Raw genomic sequence first — 18,335 nt, forward strand, 5'->3', positions numbered from 1 at the left:
TTTGATATTATTAAGAGAATTTGAATTAATTAATTAATTCAAACTTTGCATATTCTGCGATTTTCTTTGGTAGTCTGATTCCTTCTTCGGTCTGATTATTTTCTAACAATGCTGCCATAATTCTTGGCAACGCCATTGCAGAACCATTCAGCGTGTGAACCAATTGCGTTTTTCCGTCCGCTTTGTAACGGCATTTCAAACGATTGGCCTGGAACGTTTCGAAATTGGAAACAGAGCTTACTTCCAGCCATTTTTCCTGCGCTGCACTCCAAACTTCGAAGTCGTAAGTCATTGCTGATGCAAAACCTGTGTCGCCTCCGCAAAGTCTCAGGATTCTGTAAGGCAATTCAAGATCTTCCAGAATAGATTTGATATGGTCTACCATTTCTTCCAAAACTGCGTAAGAATTTTCCGGTTTTTCAAGTCGTACAATCTCTACTTTTTCGAATTGATGAAGGCGGTTAAGACCTCTCACGTGAGCACCGTAACTTCCCGCTTCTCTTCTGTAACATTGTGAAAATGCCGTATTTTTGATTGGCAGATCTTTCTCATCCAATAAAACATCACGGTAAAGATTCGTCACCGGAACTTCTGCGGTTGGAATTAAATATAACTCATCTGCGTTGATATAGTACATTTGTCCCTCTTTATCAGGCAATTGTCCTGTTCCGTAACCAGAAGCTTCGTTCACAACGTGTGGCGGATTCACTTCCAGATAACCTGCATCCACGTTCTTATCTAAGAAATACTGAACCAAAGCTCTCTGCAGTCTCGCCCCTTTTCCGAAATAAACAGGAAAACCAGCTCCTGCAATTTTTACTCCTAATTCAAAATCGATCAAATTATATTTTTTGGCCAGTTCCCAATGTGGGATTGCGCCTTCGCCAAGACCTTCAACCGTTGTAGATTCATAAATGATCTCATTATCATCCGCAGAAACGCCGGCAACCACTTTCTCGTAAGGAACATTCGGGATCTGATAAAGAATATTGATCAACGCTTTTTCAGCTTCACCAAGTTGAGATTGTAATTCTTTGCTTGATTCTTTGTATTGCGAAGTTTTGGATTTTGCAGCTTCGGCTTCCTCTTTTTTTCCGTCTTTCATCAGAATTCCGATTTCTTTCGAAATTTTGTTCATCTCGGAAAGTTGTGAGTCCAGCTCAAACTGTAGTTTTTTTCTTTCGTCGTCAGCATTGATGGCTGCATCGACCAAATCTAATTCCTTGAAGCTTCTTTTCTTCAAGCCTTCCAAAACGCGCTCTTTGTTCTCGCGCAAAAAATTAACCTGTAACATAGTTTGGTTGTTGGTTGATAGTTGTTGGTTGACAGAATTTCATTTCAATTCTGACTATAATTGCAAATTTAAGGATTTTATTTCACGATCCTGACAATGTTTGGCTGTCCCTGTATTTTTGTAAATTTCAGTTCTTTGTTATACCAAAGTTTTGAGAGCTGAAAGAGAGAAGGTGTCCAGTTGTATTCGATTTCTATCGTGTCATCATCGTTTACGACAACGTTATTAATCGTTTTTGGTAATCTGATAATAAATCTGGAATAATAAGTTTTCTGTTCCGGACTGATAGAAGAATCCCTCAGAAGTCTTATTGCACCGGCAGGATAATCCATATAAACCACTGTGTCTGCATCTTTTGGAAATGTGTATCCGGAAACAGCCTGCTCATTTTCCTCTCCAAGAAGATCAAGCAATGTTGGCGTAGAATATGAGCCCGGTATTTTAGAATTAAGAAGATCCTGACCGTCCGCATTATGCATATAAAGTTTCAGCACCTGATCTATGGCCTGGATTTCGTCCTCGTCTCTCTGGCAGGAAAACAATAGGATAACGGCTGATAAAATTATGGATATCTTGAGTTTCATCTTTGCAAAGATAATTCTAAAAAATAATTTATTAAGTCAGATTTTTCAGATAATTCCTAAAGAAAAGCAGATAAGCGGAGCCTTCCCAAATAATCATAGCCGACAGAGAAATTCCCATTCCCAAAATACCGAAATAAGAAACAAGAAAATACGAAACAATACTTAACAAAACTAAAGAAATGACAGAAACCCAAGTATTAACTTCGATCTTACCGACAGCCGGCAGAAGATTCCCAAACAGATTTCTGGATAACATCCCAAAGGTGAATCCAAAGAGCAAAACCATCATCAGGTTATCATTTTCTATATAATTTTCCCCGAAAAAAAACTTGATCAAAAAACTTTTAAACAGATAAAAAAACAGCAATATGCCTAAACAAATGGGAATGAAAATTTTGTAATAATTCTTGATATATGATGTGAGAAAAGCCTTGTTCTGATAATTTTTGGAAAGCAGCGGATAATCACTCTGCATAAAACTAATCGCCAAAAAAGGGATGTTGGAAGGTAATAATATGGCAACTTTGTAATTGGCAACCGCATTTTCATTCATAAAAAAACCCAAAAGGAGAATGTCCAAAGAAAACAAGGTCTCGGAAATGACTGATGTAAGAGCCGTGAAAATACCAAACCGCCAAAGTTCTTTTTTATTCTCGGGTTCATCCGTTTTTGTAGAAAATATCTCTTTCTTCAACCAGAATAATGACAAATATGGAATAATGGCAATGGCAAAAAGATAACCATAAAACTTCCAGAAATACGTAAAAATCACTAAGATTACAAATCCGCCGATATTGATAACATTGTTGACTCTGGCAAAAACATTATTTTTCCCTGTAATCCGATAATAGGTCTGGATATGGTTTGAAAGATAAAACCCCAACAACCTGATGCCGCAAAACAAAAATATCACATAGACATTTTCATATTTCTCGCCGTAAAAAAATGAAAATCCCAGAAAAACCAAGATCAATAAGACTTCATAAAAAAAACCTTTGAAAAAAAGATAAGACGACAGTTTTCTTTTGTCATCGTTAAGAGAAATAGATCCGTATCTAAGTAAAATCTGATTGCTTCCCAATCCGGAAAAAGGAAGGAAAATAGCAAAAACAGACATTACAATACTTAAAATTCCGTAGTCATTCTCAGATAAAAGTCTGATGATAACAATAGAACTCAAAAAGCCACAAATCTTGGCAATCAAAAAAGACAGAAAAACATAATGTCCTTTGTTTTTGAGAAAACCGTTTAGAAAGTCTTTGAGGCTGTTCATCTTTATTGGCTGTCAGATGTTGAAAGAATATTTTTATAAACTTCGGTGAACTGTCTGCAGATGCTTTCTTTGGAGAAATTGTCTATCACAAATTGTCTCAGAACTTCTGGACTTTGGACATTCATTTTCTGTTCTGCGAAGTTTTTCATTGCCTCATAAAGTTCCTTTTCGTTTGCTTTTTCTATGAGAACACCTAAACCTGGTTTTACAAATTCCGGGACGCCGCCAACTGCTGTAGCAATAACAGGTTTTCCGCACGCATAAGATTCCAGAATCACACAACCCTGTGTTTCGTTGTCGCTGAAGAGAATAAAACAATCGGAAGTCTGCATTTTCTCTGCAACTTCGGAATAACTGATCTCGTCGAAAACAGAAATATAGCTTTCTGCACCTAGTTTCATAACAAGATTATTAAGTGTTTCCGTATCGCCGTCGCCACCAATTTCAAGCGAAACATCGTAACCATTTTGTTTAAGCTGATGAACGGTTTCAATAATTTTATCCGGTCTTTTTCTGGGAATCAGACTGGAAACGTGAAGGAATTTTATTGTTGAATTTTGATCCGTAGATTTGATGTCGAAAATCTCTGTATTTACAACATTTGAAATCACTTTCATCGGTGTTTTGATTCCGATCATCTTCAAACTTTCCAATAGATTTTCGCTTACCGGAAGAATGAAACCCGCATTTTTTGCGATGAATTTTGCAATTCTTTTGATATTTCCGGAAGTTTTGTTGAGATTTTGTTTTTGCAGCGCTGTCCAATGTTCGGTCACAACAAACGGAATTTTATATTTCTTTTTAAGATAAACTGCAAAAAGCATATTGTTATGAAGCACATTAGCATGAACAAGATCCGGTTTCTGCATTTTCGCAAATCCCATTTTGTAAGCTTTCATTCTTCTCAGGAAATTCTGAACCGGATTTTTGGAATTTTTGTAATAAATAATCAAAGTTCTGATTCCGTTGATGACTTTATCATCAAAAACAAAAGTTTCTTTTTGGTCAAAGTCTCCTATTGTATGAAGGATTTCTACCTCGTGCTGCAAAGCTACAGCTTCTGCATGACGCTGTACGAAGTTGCCGTTTGTAGGTTCCAGCTTGTTCGGAAACCAGGAAGAAATGAAAAGGATTTTCAAAGTTTGATTTTGAAATTAATTCTAAAAACTAAGAAATAGACGATGCCCAACTTCTGGCGAAAGGCTGAATAAAATGGCTCAGAAAATCAAGATAAGTATTCTTGGAAAAATCGAAAACCTCGATGTCTTTTGACAGTTCGCCGCTTCTTATTTTATTTTTAAAATCAGAAAGTTTCAAAGTTTTGACTTCGCCGTTTTCTATGAAGCTGGCTTTCATCCTATCGAATAATCCAAGATCAAATTCACCGTCCAATTCTCTCATCACTTTTCCCAAAGCGTCAATACTGCAACCGGAAGCTGCTTCTTTTTCCTCATCTACACAAATGATAATGAACTGATTTTTTTCAATCTTAAAAGAAGAGGACAGTTCTTTCCCGTGAGCTGCCCAATCACCTAAGAAATCATATAATTTCTCCGCAATTGTTTTGCTTTCCTTCGCTGTAAAAGGTCTTGAAGCCGGATATATGATGACGCGATAATCGTTCGTTTCTACAATATTTGATTCCTCGATTTTCATAAGAAGATATTTATTGGTTCAGTTGTCCAATGAAATCACTTTTGGCGATTTCAATAAGAGATTTAAAAGTATAAAATTACGGATTTTTATCCAATTCTATTAAAACGAAAAACCCGGAATTAATCCAGGCTTGTATTTCTAAAAAGCGATTAAAATTTAAAGATCGTCCGCTTCTGCTAAAAGCTCTACGATATCTTTAACCTCAACTTCTGTATTTTTATTAAAATGTTTTACACCATCGGTCATCATCGTATTACAGAAAGGACAACCAGTTGCAATGATTTTTGGTTCGAAAGAAAGAGCTTCCTCTGTTCTCTCAACATTGATGTCTTTATTCCCTTTTTCAGGCTCTTTGAACATCTGTGCACCGCCAGCTCCACAACAGAGTCCGTTGGTTTTGCAGCGTTTCATTTCTACCAATTCTGCATCCAGTTTTTCCAGAAGCATTCTTGGTGCTTCGTATTCGTCATTGCCTCTTCCAAGATAACAAGGATCGTGAAAAGTAATTTTTTTACCTTTGAAACTTCCGCCCTCTATTTTTAGTCTGCCTTCATTCATCAAATCTTTCAAGAATTGAGTATGATGCAAAACTTCATAATTTCCGCCCAGGCTTGGATATTCATTTTTCAAAGTATTAAAACAATGCGGGCAAGCCGTTACGATCTTTTTGACTTCGTAAGCATTCAGAACCTCGATATTGGTCAAAGCCATCATTTGGAACACAAACTCGTTTCCGGCACGTTTCGCAGGATCGCCTGTACAGGATTCTTCCTGTCCCAGAACAGCAAACTCTACTCCGATTTTATTAAGAATTTTGCAGAATGCTTTGGTTATTTTTTTCGCACGGTCATCGAAGCTTCCGGCGCAGCCAACCCAGAAGAGAACTTCAGGAGATTTGCCTTCAGCAGCGTAATCTGCCATTGTTTTTATAGTGAAATCCATTTGTTGTAAAATGTATTTTGTATTAATGTAAAATGTACTTTTACTTAAAGTTAATCTTTCGCCCAATTCAGACGATCTGCCTGATTGTACTGCCATGGTGCGGCATTATTTTCCACATTCGTCATCATAAGGTTTAATTCTTGTGGCGCGGCAGATTGCTCCATTACTAAGAATCTTCTCATTTCGAAAATAATTGACAAAGGATCAATGAGAACCGGACAAGCTTCTACACAAGCATTACAAGTAGTACAAGCCCAAAGTTCTTCTTTAGTAATATAATCGTTAATAAGTTTTTTGCCGTCATCTACAAACTTACCTCCGTTTTTATTGATGTTTTTTCCGACTTCTTCCAGACGGTCTCTGGTTTTCATCATAATCAATCTTGGAGACAGTTTTTTTCCAGTAATATTTGCAGGACAAACCGAAGTACATCTTCCGCACTCTGTACAAGAATAAGCACTCATTAATTGATGCTGATTGAGATCAAAAACATCTTCTGCACCAAATTTCGATGGAACCTCTGCTACACCTTCAGCCGGAGCGGCGTAAGGATCTGCATTTGGATCCATCATCAATTTGATTTCTTTAGTAACAGAATCCAGATTATTGAATTTCCCTTTTTTCTCAAGGTTAGAAAACCAAGTATTTGGGAAAGCTAATATGATGTGTAGATGTTTTGAATAATAAAGATAATTCATAAAGAACAAAATCCCGATAAAGTGAAACCACCAAGCGGATTTCTCAACGATGTGAAGTGTTTCTAAACTAAAGTTTTGAAAGAACGGGAAGATGTGTTTAGAGATTGGAAAATTACTTCCAAATCGATTTGCATCAGAATAATAATCGGCTCCGTTCATTGTGAAGAAAGCCACCATCAAAGCAAATTCGATGATCAAAATCCAATTAGCATCTTTCTTTGGCCAGCCGAAAAGCTCTTTCATCGTCAGTCTTTTTACACCGTAGAAATTTCTTCTGATGAAAAATACCACGACAGCAACAACAACCAATAAAGCTAAAACTTCTAAACTTGATGTAAAAAATGAATAGAAAGAATCTCCTAAAACACCGGATAAAAATCGATGCGTTCCAAAAATCCCATCTATGATGATTTCTAACAACTCTATATTGATAATCACAAAACCAACATAAACGAAGATGTGTAAAATCCCTGCAATCGGGCGTTTTACCATTTTACTCTGTCCAAGCGCTACTCTGGTCATAATTGCCCAGCGTTCTGCTTTTCTATCTGTTCTGTTGATCTCTCTTCCTAATTTGATATTGCGGTAAATCTCTTTCAGACTTTTAAAAAACAGTCCGAAACCAGCAATTAAAAGAATCAGGAAAATAACATTATCAATATATTGCATAGGTTACTTTTTGTCAGCGTTTTTGCCAAAAACCGAGAAGTTCACGTATCTCTTGGGGTTGAGTTTAAAGTCTTCCACCAACTCATTCAGATTCTTCGAAGTCTTAGTTAGATTGTTGTAAAGCTCTTCATCTTTTGCCAATTTACCAAGAGAACCTTCGCCGTTTTGTATGCCGGAAATAACGTTATTTAGTTTTCCAGCCGTTTGGTTGAATTGTTCAATTGTTCCATTCAATTTATCAATATCGACACGTTCTGCAACACCTCCAAATTTGTCAAGTGTTTTGTTCGCCGTCAGCATTGCAGCGTTTGCATTTGCAACCACTTCGTGCAGACCTTTTTCATTACTTGCAAGTATTGAGTTAGTTCTGTCAGAAGTCCCTTTGAAGGATTCGATGGTTCTGTTAAGATTTGAAAGCAACAACTTGATTTCTCTTCTGTTTTGCTCATCGACAATTTTGTTTGTGCTAGCTAAAGTAGAATCTAACTTTAATAAGACATTTGACAGCTGATCTTTTACTGGTTTCACCTGTGATGATAGCGAGTTAAGCATCGATAGCTGATAGTTTCCTTTCAATGTATCGCCATCTTTGGCTGTTTCTCCACCGTAAAATAAGTTGATCTTCATTTCTTTTCCGGACATCAATCCTGGTTCGAAAATCTCTACGGTAGAATTTCTAGAAAACTCGAATGTATCATCAATTGTAAGTTTTACAACGAAAAATAATTTCCCGTCTTTGGCTGTGAGCGGTTTTATTTCATCTACCTGTCCAACTTTCAGTCCATTAATAGAGACCGGGTTGGAAACAGAAAGTCCTTCAACATTATCATATTTTGCATAGAAAACATTGTCTGTTGTAAAAAGGTTTTTCCCTTTCATAAATTGATACAGTACAACGAAACCTATAATGGCAAAAATAGCTATCAGCCCTGTTTTTAATTCTTTACTTAATTTCACGTTTTGTGGGTTTTACTAATTAGCAAATATATGAATATTGGATTTATAATTGATATAAATAAAAAACAACAAAAGCGACAATTATGCCGCTTTTGCTTATTCTTAAATAATTTAAAAATTATTGTTGAACTGTTTTATCCCAAACTTCAATTCTATAATCCTTGATCTTTGCATTATCCTGAAGACTCTTCAGGAACGCTCCTGTAAATTGCTGAGAATTCTGTTGAGTAATAGATTCTGTAATCTGTTTGATATCTCCTGGCAGCTTATTAGTCGTTACTGATTTTTTAACTACTAAATAAACACCTGTCATCCCTTCTACTGGTTGAGACAATTTGTTAACAGCAACTCCGAATGCAGCACCTGCAACCTTAGGTTCCATTGCACCTACTACAGAAGGATTGAAAACATTAACGGCAGCGCTTCCTTTTGTTGCACCAAATGCTTTTGCAGCCTGGTCAAGAGAAGCGTATTTTCCTGAATTAATTTTCTCTACAATTTTCTTAGCAAGAATTTTATTTTTTACGATTGGCTCTATTTGATCTCTTACAGTTTCCGGATCAGCAAGACCTTCATCCTGTTTTCCTACAACGTAAGCTACGATTCTGTCGCCAGTACCGTCTACTGTGAAAATATCTGTATCTCCAATCTCTCTCTTTTTATCAAATGCCCAAGAAATAATGTCTCCATCTTTGTCAGTTCCAAGTCCTGGAAGTGTTCCCTGGAAACGGCTTACCATTTTTGGGTTTTCAAATTTGTATTTGTTTTTCTCAGCGATATTCTTGAAATCGTTAAAGCTTTTCCCCTGAGTCTGCTGGATAAATCTTGTAGCTTGAGTAAGAACTTGATTTTCAGTTTTGTCAGAAGCTTTTATATTTTTCGCAAGGTGAGCAATTTTATAAGTCATTGCACCGCTTTTCTTATCTTCAACATTGATGATGTGGTATCCAAAAGCTGTTTCCTGCAATCCTGTAGCACCTTTTGCGTTATTTGCCAAGAAGCTAAGATATCCAGGCGCAAACTGACTTGCCGGTGTTGTCCAACCAACGCTTCCGTTTCTTTCAACAGCGTTTGGCTCGTCAGATAATTTAAGACCATCTGCAAACTTTGCCGGATCAGCTTTGATTACTACTAATAGACTGTCAGCAATTTTTTTCGCTGCTTCTTTTGTTCTTGTTGCAGTAGATCTTTCTGCACCTTTGTAAGCAATCAAGATATGTTTTGACAAAGTAGAATCCGAAGCTTTTTTATCCAATAATTTTGAAACTACGTAAAGCGATTGCTCTTTGTAAGGACCAAAAGTCTGTCCGATAGCTGCCGTTGCAATTTTATCTTTCAACTCAGTTGGCAATTGAGTCGGGCTTACATACTGAGGAATGAAAGGCACATCAGAATTAAGCTCTACGAACATAGAATCATTCTTGGTATTCTGGAAGTTCTCAGTTCCGTTGGAAGCATCCGTTCCTTTAAGGAAAAGTTTGTTGATTTCGTTAAGTGTTGCTGCATCATCAGAAGCACTTGGCGCCGCTGGGAAATAAGCATAGGCAATATTTCTGCTGGCTGTAGCTTTGAATCTTGTCGGATGCAATTTGATATAATCTGCAAGATCCTGAGTTGTTACTTTTATATTATTTTTCTTAGCAAAATCCAGGTAATCAACTTTTACAAAATCGATGTTTGCCACCTCATCACGGAATTTCACCATCAATTCAGCTTCCTTTTTGCTGGTTGTGATTCCGGAAGTAATGTTACCAAAAAGCATTCTGGCCATCATTCTGTATTCGATTGCTTTTTTATTTTTCATCCAGAAATTATAATCGTCCGGACTTTCTGTCTGAGATTTTTCTATTCTGGATTTGAACTCCTGTAATTTAAAATTCCCTTTCTCATCAAAGAATTGTTGATTCTGAGCGAAAATCGGGTCATATTGCAATTGGCTCCAAAATGTTTCATCTGTAAGCGTAAGACCTGTTTTTTCAAACTGCTGCTTGATCAATTTTGACTGTACAAGAATCTGCCACGCCTGCTCTTCCAAGCCTTTTGTTGGCTGTCCCTGCTGTTGCGCCTGTTGCTGCATAATGAACAGCTGGTCATTGAACTCGTCTCTTGTGATCTCATCCCCATTTACTTTACCCAAAATGTTTGGATTTTTACCAAAAACCTTGTCTATAGTGCCAGGATTTACCAAGAAAGCCAAAAGTGCTAATGCAATAACTCCTACTAATAGCCACGATCTTTTTCTAATTTCGCCTAAAATTGCCATTTTATATTATATGTTTATAATCAGTGTGCGAAAATACATAATTTTAAGAGAATAGGAAAAATTATTTAGAAACATTTGTGAATGTGTGATATAAAATAAAAAAAACCTCTAAAAATTAGAGGTTTTGATTTACTTATCATTTTTCTTATCGAGCATTTTGTCCCGCATTTTTCCTTCTGTCTGGAAAAGCGTCAAAACCTGCTGCGGAGTGAGGAGTTTTAAGAATTTATCGGCATAAGTTCGTCTGTTATTGAGAAGCTGCTGCCCTACTTCGAAACTTTGGTTGAGGCGTTTTGTTGCTTCTTCATTGGATAAATTTTCAACATTTTTATCAACCAGGAATTTTTCCTTAATTTGCTTCTGATTGTTCTGATATTCCGCGTACAATGCTTTAAACTCGTCTTCTTTATCTTTAGAAATATCAAGATCATCAATCACAATATTTTCTTTCATTTTTTGCAGAAAAACAGATCTGTCTTTAGCTGACATATTGTTGACAGCTTCCTTTTTCTCCTGCATATTCATCGTTCTCCATTCAGAAGTTTTAGGAATACTCTGTTGTCTCTGCACGGTTCCAGATGGTGAAAATGAATTTGCAGGACTATTTCTGTATCCGGAGGGTGTGGCTGTTCTCCCCGCTGTATTTCCTGTAGTCCTTTGCTGTCCGTTAACGGTGTGGCCTGTGGATAATCCGGCAATCAAAATAATTAATAAGAATTTATTCATTTTTCTGATTTTTAATTAATTATACAGATCAAGATATACGTCTTGTTCGCTGTTTTTATCTAAGTCTTTCAACTGATCAGGTGTAAAAGCAGCAAGCACTTTTTCAACTTCAGCTTCTGGTCTTTTCTTAGTCTCAAAGGCATAATCCTGCATGTCACTATTATTTCTGGTAACTGAAACATTATTTTTCGAATCAGAAGAAGCTAATGCTGAATGAGATTTCAAATGTTTTGGTTTCGAAATTTCATTCTGAGTTTCTGTCGAAATATTATTTTTTGCTATTAATTCAGTTGATGTCTGCTGAACTGGTTTTTCAATTTCGTAAACACTATCAACAATTGGTTTTTGCTGCGCAATAGAAACTTCAGGATCATTATTAAAGTTAAAAAATGCAGTCAGACCAGCAATCAAAACAATTGCAGCTGCAGCCATCCATTTTATATTCAGGGAAAAAACTTTAGCTTCTTTTTTCACCACAACCGGATTTTTTCCAACAGTTTGTGAAATAACATTAGCCTGAATTTTATTGAAGAAATCCTCCGAAGGTTCCGGATATGGCATTTTTCTATTCAGTTTTTCTATATCTATTTTCATTTCTTTTTATTTTCTATTAAAACTCCTGCGAGTAATTGTCCTTAATATATTGTTCTACTTTGTCTTTAGCGTAATGATAATTCGTTTTCAAAGTCCCGACAGACATATCCAGAATCTTCGAAATTTCCTCATAAGGCAAATCGTCATAATACCTCAGATTGAACACCAGCTTTTGCTTTTCCGGCAGGGTTTGAATTGCCTTTTGCAAAAAAACCTGTATTTCTTCTGCATCCTGCCCTGCATTGTCTGCTACCAGATTCTGCATATGATATTCTGCATCCTCGTCGGTCTTTTTCATCCGGTTCATTTTATTGAGTGCTTGTAAAGCCTCATTCGTGGCAATTCTGTACAACCAGGTGTACAGCTTGCTGTCATTTTTGAACTGATGAATATTCTGATACGCTTTTATAAAGGTATCCTGCAAAACATCCTGAGCGCCGTCGTGATCTACTATCAACCGCCGAATATGCCAATAAAGACGACTCTGATAAGCATCCATCATTGCGCGCAAACCCTTCTCTACCGTTTGTGGTTTAGCGAAGAGATTTACAATTTCCTCATCTTTGAGCTTCATTCAGATGTTCGTAGTTTTGATTAAAAAATAAGACCAAAGTTAAATTATTTTTTGAATTTCTTTGAATAAACCTAAATCTAAAATCGAGCCTTTCCTGATTATAATTAAAATCAAATCATCAAATTCTTATATTTGTTCCTATGAAAACAGTCATTATCGGCTCTGGAAATGTTGCCTATCATTTAGCAAAAGCGTTCACTCAAAATAAAATTAAGGTTCATCAGATCTTTAGTCGTAATGAAGTTGAACTTGCAAAGATTTCTGAAGAATTCAACATTCCTTATTCAATTGAAAATCTTGAAGATGCTGAACTTTATATCATCGCCGTTTCCGATTCGTCCGTTGAAAATGTGTCTGAATTAATTAAAAATGAAAATGCACTCGTTGCTCACACTTCTGGTTCTCTTCCAAAAGAAATTCTGAAAGGCAATTACAGAAAAGCAAGTTTTTATCCATTACAAACCTTTTCAAAAACCAAAGATCTTGATTATTCAAAAATTCCTTTTTTCATTGAAGCTGAAGATCAAATCGACGAAAAATCATTGGTAGAATTAGCGTCAATTATTTCCGACAATGTTGAAATTTCTACTTACGAAAAAAGAAAATACATCCATCTTACCGCAGTTTTTGCCTGCAACTTCGTGAATCATCTGTTTGCCAGAGCAAAAGAAATTTCAGATTCTCAGGATCTTGATTTTAATTATTTTCTCCCCTTAATTAATGAAACTGTTGAAAAAATCCATCATCTGGATCCCAAATCTGCTCAAACCGGACCAGCCGTAAGAGGTGACAAGAGAGTCCTGAAACTCCACGAAGAACTGATTAAAAATGAAGAACAACTCAATATTTACAAGACTCTGAATGAATCAATCAAAAAAATGTATGAGTAATTCTGTAACATTTTCCTTAATCCTGCACTAATTATTCAGAAACAAAAAGTAAAACAATATGAAATCTCTCAAAAAATTATTTATTCTTCCAATTTTGTTATTCGGAACGATGGTATTTGCACAGGAAACTGCGAATCGTTTTTTCTATGAATTAAGCTTTAAGCCCAAAAAAGATTCAGCGAAAATTGATAAGGTGATGGCTACGCTCGACATCGTAAAAGACAAATCCATCTATCAGGATTTTACAATTACTGCACAGGATTCTATCATAAAAATTGCTGTGGAAGAAATGCAGAAAACAAAAGCCTGGAAAGACCTGTCAAAATCTATAAAAATGCCAAAATTTTCTTTCAAGATTTACAAAATATATCCTGATATGAAAGAGCAATACGTTGACAGAATCAGCAAAAACCTTTTCGCTTACGAAGAGTCCATAAAATTCGACTGGAAAATTCTTTCTGATAAAGAAAAAATTGGAGAATACAATACGCAAAAAGCAACCACTGAGTTTGGCGGCAGAAAATGGACGGCCTGGTTCTCGACTGATCTTCCTTTTCAGGACGGTCCATATAAATTCTACGGATTACCGGGACTTATTGTAAAAATTGAGGATGAAGGTAAAAACTATTCCTGGTTATTATCGGGAAATAAAACGGTAAAGGACTGGAAAGAATTCTCTTATGTAGAAAATTTGCAGGCGCAGTCGGGAATGGTAAGTAATGAGAAAAAAATAATTCCGAAAGACAAGTTTGACAAAGCTTACACCGCTTACAAACAAGACCCGATGGCAGAATGGCGGGCTCAGGTTCCGCAAAATATGCTGTCTATGAAAATGCCTGGAAGTGATGTCACCATCGGAGAAATGATGAAGAATCAAGAAAAAATCGCAAAAGATTTCTTCAATGCCAATGACAATCCTATAGAACTGCCAGTTGTTGCAGACAAAAAGAAAAAATAAATTAAAAACCGGGAAATTTTACTTCCCGGTTTTTTTATGATTAAAATCCTTATTTAGATTAATTTAAAACAAGCTATATTTGCAATTCTAAAACGATGAATTTTGCAAAATAAACATATTGATAAATTGTGCTGCTTTCCTAAGAATAAATTGGGGAAGATCACAGGTTATGACAATGATAATCTGCAGATGCCTACAAAAATTCTGGAAATGGGACTTCTTCCGGAAACCTCTTTTCAGGTTCTCTATCAGGCACCTTTTGGAGGTCCGCTTTACATAGAATATGGTTCTGAGAAGACAAAAGTAGCATTGCGGGAAGAGGAAGCAAAATTCATCAAGGTAGAAGTTTTGGGATAATGCAGAGTCAGAAAACACAAAAACAGATTTTATTGGTGGGCAACCCAAATGTCGGGAAATCCACGCTTTTCAACAGTCTGTGTAACAGAAAACAAAAGACCGGAAATTACGCAGGTGTTACTGTTGCAAGCCTTTCCGGAAATTATATTTTCAAAAACGAAGAAGTAGAAATCACAGATCTCCCGGGTTCTTACAGCATCTACCCAACTTCGGAAGACGAGGCGATTTTCTCCAGATATCTGATTCAGGAACAGGAAAATTATGTTGGTGTTCTTTATATTGCCGATGCCATCAATATGAAACGCAGTCTTCTTCTGTTTCAACAGATTCAGGATCTTGGGATTCCGATTTTGATGGTTGTGAATCAAATTGATGAGGCCGAAAAACGAGGCATTAAAATAAACACAGATGCGCTTTCTAAGAAACTGAATGTCGATATTTTAAGAACCAATGCCAAAGAACATATTGGCATTGAGGAAATCCGTGAAACAATTTTTAATAATAAATTCAAGAAATCTTCTCAAAGCACTTTTGAAATTCCGATTGAGCAAAAAGGCTTGGTTTATAAAATATCTCAGAATACAAAAGATCAAAACCTGTATAAAATCTGGACGCTTTTAGCTGCGGATACTTATCTCGGAAAGATCGAAAGAATCAATGAAATTATCACCCAGGAAGATGCAAAATGCAATGTCCCAAAACGACTTCAGATTCAGGAAACAGTAAGGAGATATCAGAATATTGATAAAATAATTTCTGAAACGACAGAAAAAATCCCTCAGAGAAAACAACTTTTAACTGAAAAATTAGACCGGATTTTGGTTCATCCTGTTTGGGGATACTTGATTTTTCTTTTGATTTTATTGCTGATTTTCCAAAGTGTTTTCTTTCTGGCAGAATATCCAATGAACTGGATCGAAGGTTCATTCAGCTGGTTATCAACATTTTCAGCAGACCATCTGCCGGAAGGTCCGATCAATTCTTTGATCTCAAATGGAATTATCCCAGGAATTGGCGGGATCGTGATTTTTGCACCACAAATTGGGATTTTACTTTACTTCCTTTATCTATTGGAAGATTCCGGTTATATGGCAAGAGTTATCTTTTTGATGGACAGATTTTTACGCCCTTTTGGACTTAATGGAAAAAGTATCGTTCCATTGGTTTCCGGAACGGCTTGTGCAATTCCTGCAATAATGTCCACCAGGAATATCGAAAATATAAAGGAAAGATTGATTACGATTCTCGTAACGCCTTTTATGACTTGTTCTGCGAGATTGCCGGTTTACAGTATCATCATCGGATTGATTATTCCGGACGAAAATTTTTATGGCATCAAATACAGAGCGATTGCTTTGATGGCAATGTATCTTATAGGTTTTGGGATGTCATTATTTTCTTCATTAATTCTCAAAAATTTAATTAAAACCAAAGTCAAAAGTTTCCTTGTAATGGATTTGCCGACTTACAAAATGCCTTTGTTTGGATATGATTTCAAATTAGTTTTAGGAAAGGTTTGGGACTTCATCAGTGGCGCCGGAAAAGTGATTTTCACGGTCAGTATTATTCTTTGGACATTAAGCTATTTTGGACCTTCTCAAAAAGAAAATCAAACGGTTGCTTCAAATGTGAAATTAGAGAAATCCTATCTCGGAAAAATCGGTCGTGGAATAGAACCTGCGATTGCACCTTTAGGTTACGATTGGAAAATGGGAATCGGAATTCTGACAAGTTTTGCTGCGAGAGAAGTGTTTGTAGGAACATTATCAACACTTTACAGCCTGGATGACGAAGCTCCGGCAGGACGATTGATAGAGAAAATGAGACTGGACGTCCACCCAAATGGCGAGAAGGTTTTCAGCTTTGCAACTGGTGTTTCGATTTTATTTTTCTATGCATTTGCAATGCAGTGTATTTCTACAATTGCTGTTGTTTACAGAGAAACCCAGAGTTTGAAATGGACATTGCTACAGACTTTTGCGATGACTCTTCTGGCATATTTTTCGGCATTAATTGCTTATCAGGTTCTCAAATAATTTTTATTCTATACCTTAAAAGGGAAAATTAATTAAAATGGAAAACTCAATTATCATACAGTACGCAATCATCGGATTATTAGTTTTGGCAGCACTTTATTTTACTTTCATGAAATTTTCTAAAACATTTTCCAAAAAGAAAGACGGGAAAAATTGCGGACCGGATTGCGGTTGTTCTTAGTATAGAATTATAAATTACGACTAGAGAGATCTTTTCTATTTGCCCAAAAAGATACAATTTCTACTATCGTTTTCCGAATTCTGTAATGAATTGAGAAATTTTCCAAAACTAAAACTCTTCTGACTTCATCTTTTGTACCAAAAACTACAGCACCAATAAAAGGATTCTCCGCTATTAATTTTTCTTTCCTCTCTACTTCATCTATTATTTTCAAAGCATAAGTATTGGATTTATTATGATTAATCCAATATTCTAAGGTTTCAAAATATAATGTTTCTGCTTCTGCAGTCCATTTTATTTCGAACATAATGCTCTAGCTTTTTTATGAACTTCCGAACTGTTAGTCAGTTTATTTTCGTTTGCTTCATCAATTCCTTTATTAATAGAAATTATTTCTTCTGTAGAAACATTTGTTTTTTCTTCAGAAATTTTTTCAAAGGAAAACTTCATTCTTTTCAAAAGACTTTCCAATAAGCTGGCTTCTTCTTGATTTGCAGGATGTATGATAAAGGCATTCATATTTTTGCTTTTTACAAAGTTATAAATAATTATGGATTTTTGGGGAGTTCGTAATTTTCAAATCAACCACCTATTCTGTTATTAATACAAAAAAAGTCACTAATTTTAGCTTTAGAAATTAAAGCTGTTGAAAATAACTTTCACTTTTATACTTCTCAATCTTTGCATTTTTATATCTGCACAGAATGACAGCATTAATGATAAAGTAATTTCATACGACGATAAAATTATTCTCCGCCTGAATCTTGACACAAATGTTGATGATTACGTTATTTCTTCCAAGGAATTGAATATAAAACCAAGACTGGAACTTAATAACCAGATCAATACAAGTTTTGGATTGGATTATAAAATAATAAGTGCAACAGTTTCTTTTGCTCCACATTTTTTTCCTGGAAACAACAACAATTTGAAGGGAAAAAGCAGTTTCACGAGCTACAATTTCAGATTTTTTCCGAAAAATATCATCCAGACGCTTTCTTACAAAAATAGCAAAGGTTATTACATCAGTAACACTCAGGATTTTGTGAGCAACTGGCAAAAAGGGAAAGACCCATATCTGACTTTCCCGAATCTTAGAATTCAAAGTTTTGGAGGTTCTACTTCCTATATTTTCAATAAAGATTTCTCTCTTAAAGCTATCTATTATCAAAAAGAATGGCAGAAAAAGAGCAGCGGAAGTTTTATCCCGTCTCTCAATTACGAATATCTTATTTTTTCTGATAATCAGAACTCGGTCAAATCAAGAGAACATCAATTAAATTTAAGTTTTGATGCCGGATATTATTATAATTATGTAATCACAAAACACATCAACATTGCGCCGTTTGCTTTTGCAGGATTAGGAAAAAAATGGAGCAGTTATAAAAGTGATGTTACAAAAGACGAACGCGAAAAACAAAATTACTTCACTCAGAATTTTGGAGCCGGAATTCATTTAGGTTATAATTCTGAAAGATTATTTTTCGGATCCAAGTTCAATTATTCCGGTAATCATTATGATGACAACGGATCCAACATCCTTCAAAATAATTTTTATGTCCTTTTGTTTTTTGGTTACAGGCTGGATCCGCCATCAAAAGTAAAAAAGGTTTATGAAAAATTTCAGGATAAAATACCTGTACTATAATGTAAAATTGATAATAAAAACGACTTCTTTTTAAT

20 protein-coding genes are annotated in these 18,335 nt (G+C 35.7%); 6 read left to right on the forward strand and 14 right to left on the reverse strand.

Features of this window, described 5'->3' with window-relative positions:
* Positions 1–25 precede the first annotated feature (25 nt).
* From serS to ACFJGY_RS00325, 12 genes are all read right to left on the reverse strand, one after another.
* Positions 26–1,294 (reverse strand): serine--tRNA ligase, encoded by a 1,269-nt coding sequence (gene serS, locus ACFJGY_RS00270; protein WP_379966555.1) that lies wholly within the window; start codon positions 1,292–1,294, stop codon positions 26–28.
* Positions 1,295–1,371: 77 nt separating this feature from the next.
* Positions 1,372–1,878 carry a hypothetical protein gene (locus tag ACFJGY_RS00275; protein ID WP_379966558.1) on the reverse strand — a complete coding sequence of 169 codons (507 nt, stop codon included), beginning with the start codon at positions 1,876–1,878 and terminating at the stop codon, positions 1,372–1,374.
* 31 nt (positions 1,879–1,909) lie between these two features.
* Entirely contained in the window at positions 1,910–3,151 is a 1,242-nt protein-coding gene (locus ACFJGY_RS00280) for an oligosaccharide flippase family protein (protein ID WP_379966561.1), read from the reverse strand.
* A 2-nt stretch (positions 3,152–3,153) separates the two neighbouring features.
* A complete protein-coding gene (locus ACFJGY_RS00285) occupies positions 3,154–4,290 on the reverse strand; it encodes a glycosyltransferase family 4 protein (RefSeq protein WP_379966564.1) in 1,137 nt (378 codons plus the stop codon).
* 28 nt (positions 4,291–4,318) lie between these two features.
* A complete protein-coding gene (locus ACFJGY_RS00290; RefSeq protein WP_379966567.1) occupies positions 4,319–4,807 on the reverse strand; it encodes a hypothetical protein in 489 nt (162 codons plus the stop codon).
* 156 nt (positions 4,808–4,963) lie between these two features.
* Positions 4,964–5,749, reverse strand: coding sequence for a (Fe-S)-binding protein (locus ACFJGY_RS00295; protein WP_379970073.1), 786 nt, complete (start codon positions 5,747–5,749; stop codon positions 4,964–4,966).
* A gap of 50 nt (positions 5,750–5,799) precedes the next feature.
* Positions 5,800–7,116, reverse strand: a complete 1,317-nt coding sequence (locus ACFJGY_RS00300; RefSeq protein ID WP_379966570.1) for a 4Fe-4S dicluster domain-containing protein — start codon at positions 7,114–7,116, stop codon at positions 5,800–5,802.
* Positions 7,117–7,119: 3 nt separating this feature from the next.
* A complete protein-coding gene (locus tag ACFJGY_RS00305) occupies positions 7,120–8,073 on the reverse strand; it encodes an MlaD family protein (protein WP_379966573.1) in 954 nt (317 codons plus the stop codon).
* Between the two features lie 118 nt (positions 8,074–8,191).
* On the reverse strand, positions 8,192–10,336 hold the full coding sequence (locus ACFJGY_RS00310; RefSeq protein WP_379966576.1) for a SurA N-terminal domain-containing protein: 2,145 nt from the start codon (positions 10,334–10,336) through the stop codon (positions 8,192–8,194).
* A 129-nt stretch (positions 10,337–10,465) separates the two neighbouring features.
* Complete coding sequence (locus tag ACFJGY_RS00315; protein WP_379966579.1) at positions 10,466–11,062, reverse strand: hypothetical protein; 597 nt, start codon at positions 11,060–11,062, stop codon at positions 10,466–10,468.
* Positions 11,063–11,077: 15 nt separating this feature from the next.
* Positions 11,078–11,656 carry a hypothetical protein gene (locus tag ACFJGY_RS00320; RefSeq protein WP_379966582.1) on the reverse strand — a complete coding sequence of 193 codons (579 nt, stop codon included), beginning with the start codon at positions 11,654–11,656 and terminating at the stop codon, positions 11,078–11,080.
* Positions 11,657–11,672: 16 nt separating this feature from the next.
* Complete coding sequence (locus ACFJGY_RS00325; RefSeq protein ID WP_379966585.1) at positions 11,673–12,230, reverse strand: RNA polymerase sigma factor; 558 nt, start codon at positions 12,228–12,230, stop codon at positions 11,673–11,675.
* Between the two features lie 140 nt (positions 12,231–12,370).
* On the opposite strand from ACFJGY_RS00325, the gene ACFJGY_RS00330 reads away from it, so the two are divergent.
* The 5 genes from ACFJGY_RS00330 to ACFJGY_RS00350 all read left to right on the forward strand — a co-directional run bounded on the left by ACFJGY_RS00330 (position 12,371) and on the right by ACFJGY_RS00350 (position 16,652).
* Complete coding sequence (locus ACFJGY_RS00330) at positions 12,371–13,120, forward strand: Rossmann-like and DUF2520 domain-containing protein (protein WP_379966588.1); 750 nt, start codon at positions 12,371–12,373, stop codon at positions 13,118–13,120.
* 58 nt (positions 13,121–13,178) lie between these two features.
* Complete coding sequence (locus ACFJGY_RS00335) at positions 13,179–14,078, forward strand: GLPGLI family protein (protein ID WP_379966591.1); 900 nt, start codon at positions 13,179–13,181, stop codon at positions 14,076–14,078.
* A gap of 102 nt (positions 14,079–14,180) precedes the next feature.
* Positions 14,181–14,435, forward strand: coding sequence for a ferrous iron transport protein A (locus tag ACFJGY_RS00340; RefSeq protein ID WP_379966594.1), 255 nt, complete (start codon positions 14,181–14,183; stop codon positions 14,433–14,435).
* Positions 14,435–16,471, forward strand: a complete 2,037-nt coding sequence (feoB, locus tag ACFJGY_RS00345) for a ferrous iron transport protein B (protein ID WP_379966597.1) — start codon at positions 14,435–14,437, stop codon at positions 16,469–16,471. Before ACFJGY_RS00340 ends, feoB begins: the two co-directional genes overlap by 1 nt.
* Before the next feature lie 37 nt (positions 16,472–16,508).
* Entirely contained in the window at positions 16,509–16,652 is a 144-nt protein-coding gene (locus ACFJGY_RS00350) for a FeoB-associated Cys-rich membrane protein (RefSeq protein WP_379966600.1), read from the forward strand.
* Positions 16,653–16,659: 7 nt separating this feature from the next.
* Here ACFJGY_RS00350 and ACFJGY_RS00355 read toward each other — a convergent pair whose 3' ends face one another.
* Positions 16,660–16,959 carry a type II toxin-antitoxin system RelE/ParE family toxin gene (locus ACFJGY_RS00355; protein ID WP_379966603.1) on the reverse strand — a complete coding sequence of 100 codons (300 nt, stop codon included), beginning with the start codon at positions 16,957–16,959 and terminating at the stop codon, positions 16,660–16,662.
* Positions 16,947–17,171 carry a hypothetical protein gene (locus tag ACFJGY_RS00360; protein ID WP_379966606.1) on the reverse strand — a complete coding sequence of 75 codons (225 nt, stop codon included), beginning with the start codon at positions 17,169–17,171 and terminating at the stop codon, positions 16,947–16,949. The genes ACFJGY_RS00355 and ACFJGY_RS00360 overlap by 13 nt, the downstream gene beginning before the upstream one ends.
* Positions 17,172–17,298: 127 nt before the next feature.
* Between ACFJGY_RS00360 and ACFJGY_RS00365 the strand changes: the two genes are divergently transcribed.
* Complete coding sequence (locus ACFJGY_RS00365) at positions 17,299–18,300, forward strand: DUF4421 family protein (protein WP_379966609.1); 1,002 nt, start codon at positions 17,299–17,301, stop codon at positions 18,298–18,300.
* Positions 18,301–18,335: the final 35 nt, after the last annotated feature.

It is taken from the genome of Epilithonimonas sp. UC225_85 (assembly GCF_042695135.1).
GTDB lineage: Bacteria > Bacteroidota > Bacteroidia > Flavobacteriales > Weeksellaceae > Epilithonimonas.

Coding starts and splice junctions, on each gene's coding strand:
- serS (WP_379966555.1), bottom strand. CDS start 1,294: ATGTTACAGGTTAATTTTTTGCGCGAGAACAAAGAGCGCGTTTTGGAA.
- ACFJGY_RS00275 (WP_379966558.1), bottom strand. CDS start 1,878: ATGAAACTCAAGATATCCATAATTTTATCAGCCGTTATCCTATTGTTT.
- ACFJGY_RS00280 (WP_379966561.1), bottom strand. CDS start 3,151: ATGAACAGCCTCAAAGACTTTCTAAACGGTTTTCTCAAAAACAAAGGA.
- ACFJGY_RS00290 (WP_379966567.1), bottom strand. CDS start 4,807: ATGAAAATCGAGGAATCAAATATTGTAGAAACGAACGATTATCGCGTC.
- ACFJGY_RS00295 (WP_379970073.1), bottom strand. CDS start 5,749: ATGGATTTCACTATAAAAACAATGGCAGATTACGCTGCTGAAGGCAAA.
- ACFJGY_RS00300 (WP_379966570.1), bottom strand. CDS start 7,116: ATGCAATATATTGATAATGTTATTTTCCTGATTCTTTTAATTGCTGGT.
- ACFJGY_RS00310 (WP_379966576.1), bottom strand. CDS start 10,336: ATGGCAATTTTAGGCGAAATTAGAAAAAGATCGTGGCTATTAGTAGGA.
- ACFJGY_RS00315 (WP_379966579.1), bottom strand. CDS start 11,062: ATGAATAAATTCTTATTAATTATTTTGATTGCCGGATTATCCACAGGC.
- ACFJGY_RS00320 (WP_379966582.1), bottom strand. CDS start 11,656: ATGAAAATAGATATAGAAAAACTGAATAGAAAAATGCCATATCCGGAA.
- ACFJGY_RS00325 (WP_379966585.1), bottom strand. CDS start 12,230: ATGAAGCTCAAAGATGAGGAAATTGTAAATCTCTTCGCTAAACCACAA.
- ACFJGY_RS00330 (WP_379966588.1), top strand. CDS start 12,371: ATGAAAACAGTCATTATCGGCTCTGGAAATGTTGCCTATCATTTAGCA.
- ACFJGY_RS00335 (WP_379966591.1), top strand. CDS start 13,179: ATGAAATCTCTCAAAAAATTATTTATTCTTCCAATTTTGTTATTCGGA.
- feoB (WP_379966597.1), top strand. CDS start 14,435: ATGCAGAGTCAGAAAACACAAAAACAGATTTTATTGGTGGGCAACCCA.
- ACFJGY_RS00350 (WP_379966600.1), top strand. CDS start 16,509: ATGGAAAACTCAATTATCATACAGTACGCAATCATCGGATTATTAGTT.
- ACFJGY_RS00355 (WP_379966603.1), bottom strand. CDS start 16,959: ATGTTCGAAATAAAATGGACTGCAGAAGCAGAAACATTATATTTTGAA.
- ACFJGY_RS00360 (WP_379966606.1), bottom strand. CDS start 17,171: ATGAATGCCTTTATCATACATCCTGCAAATCAAGAAGAAGCCAGCTTA.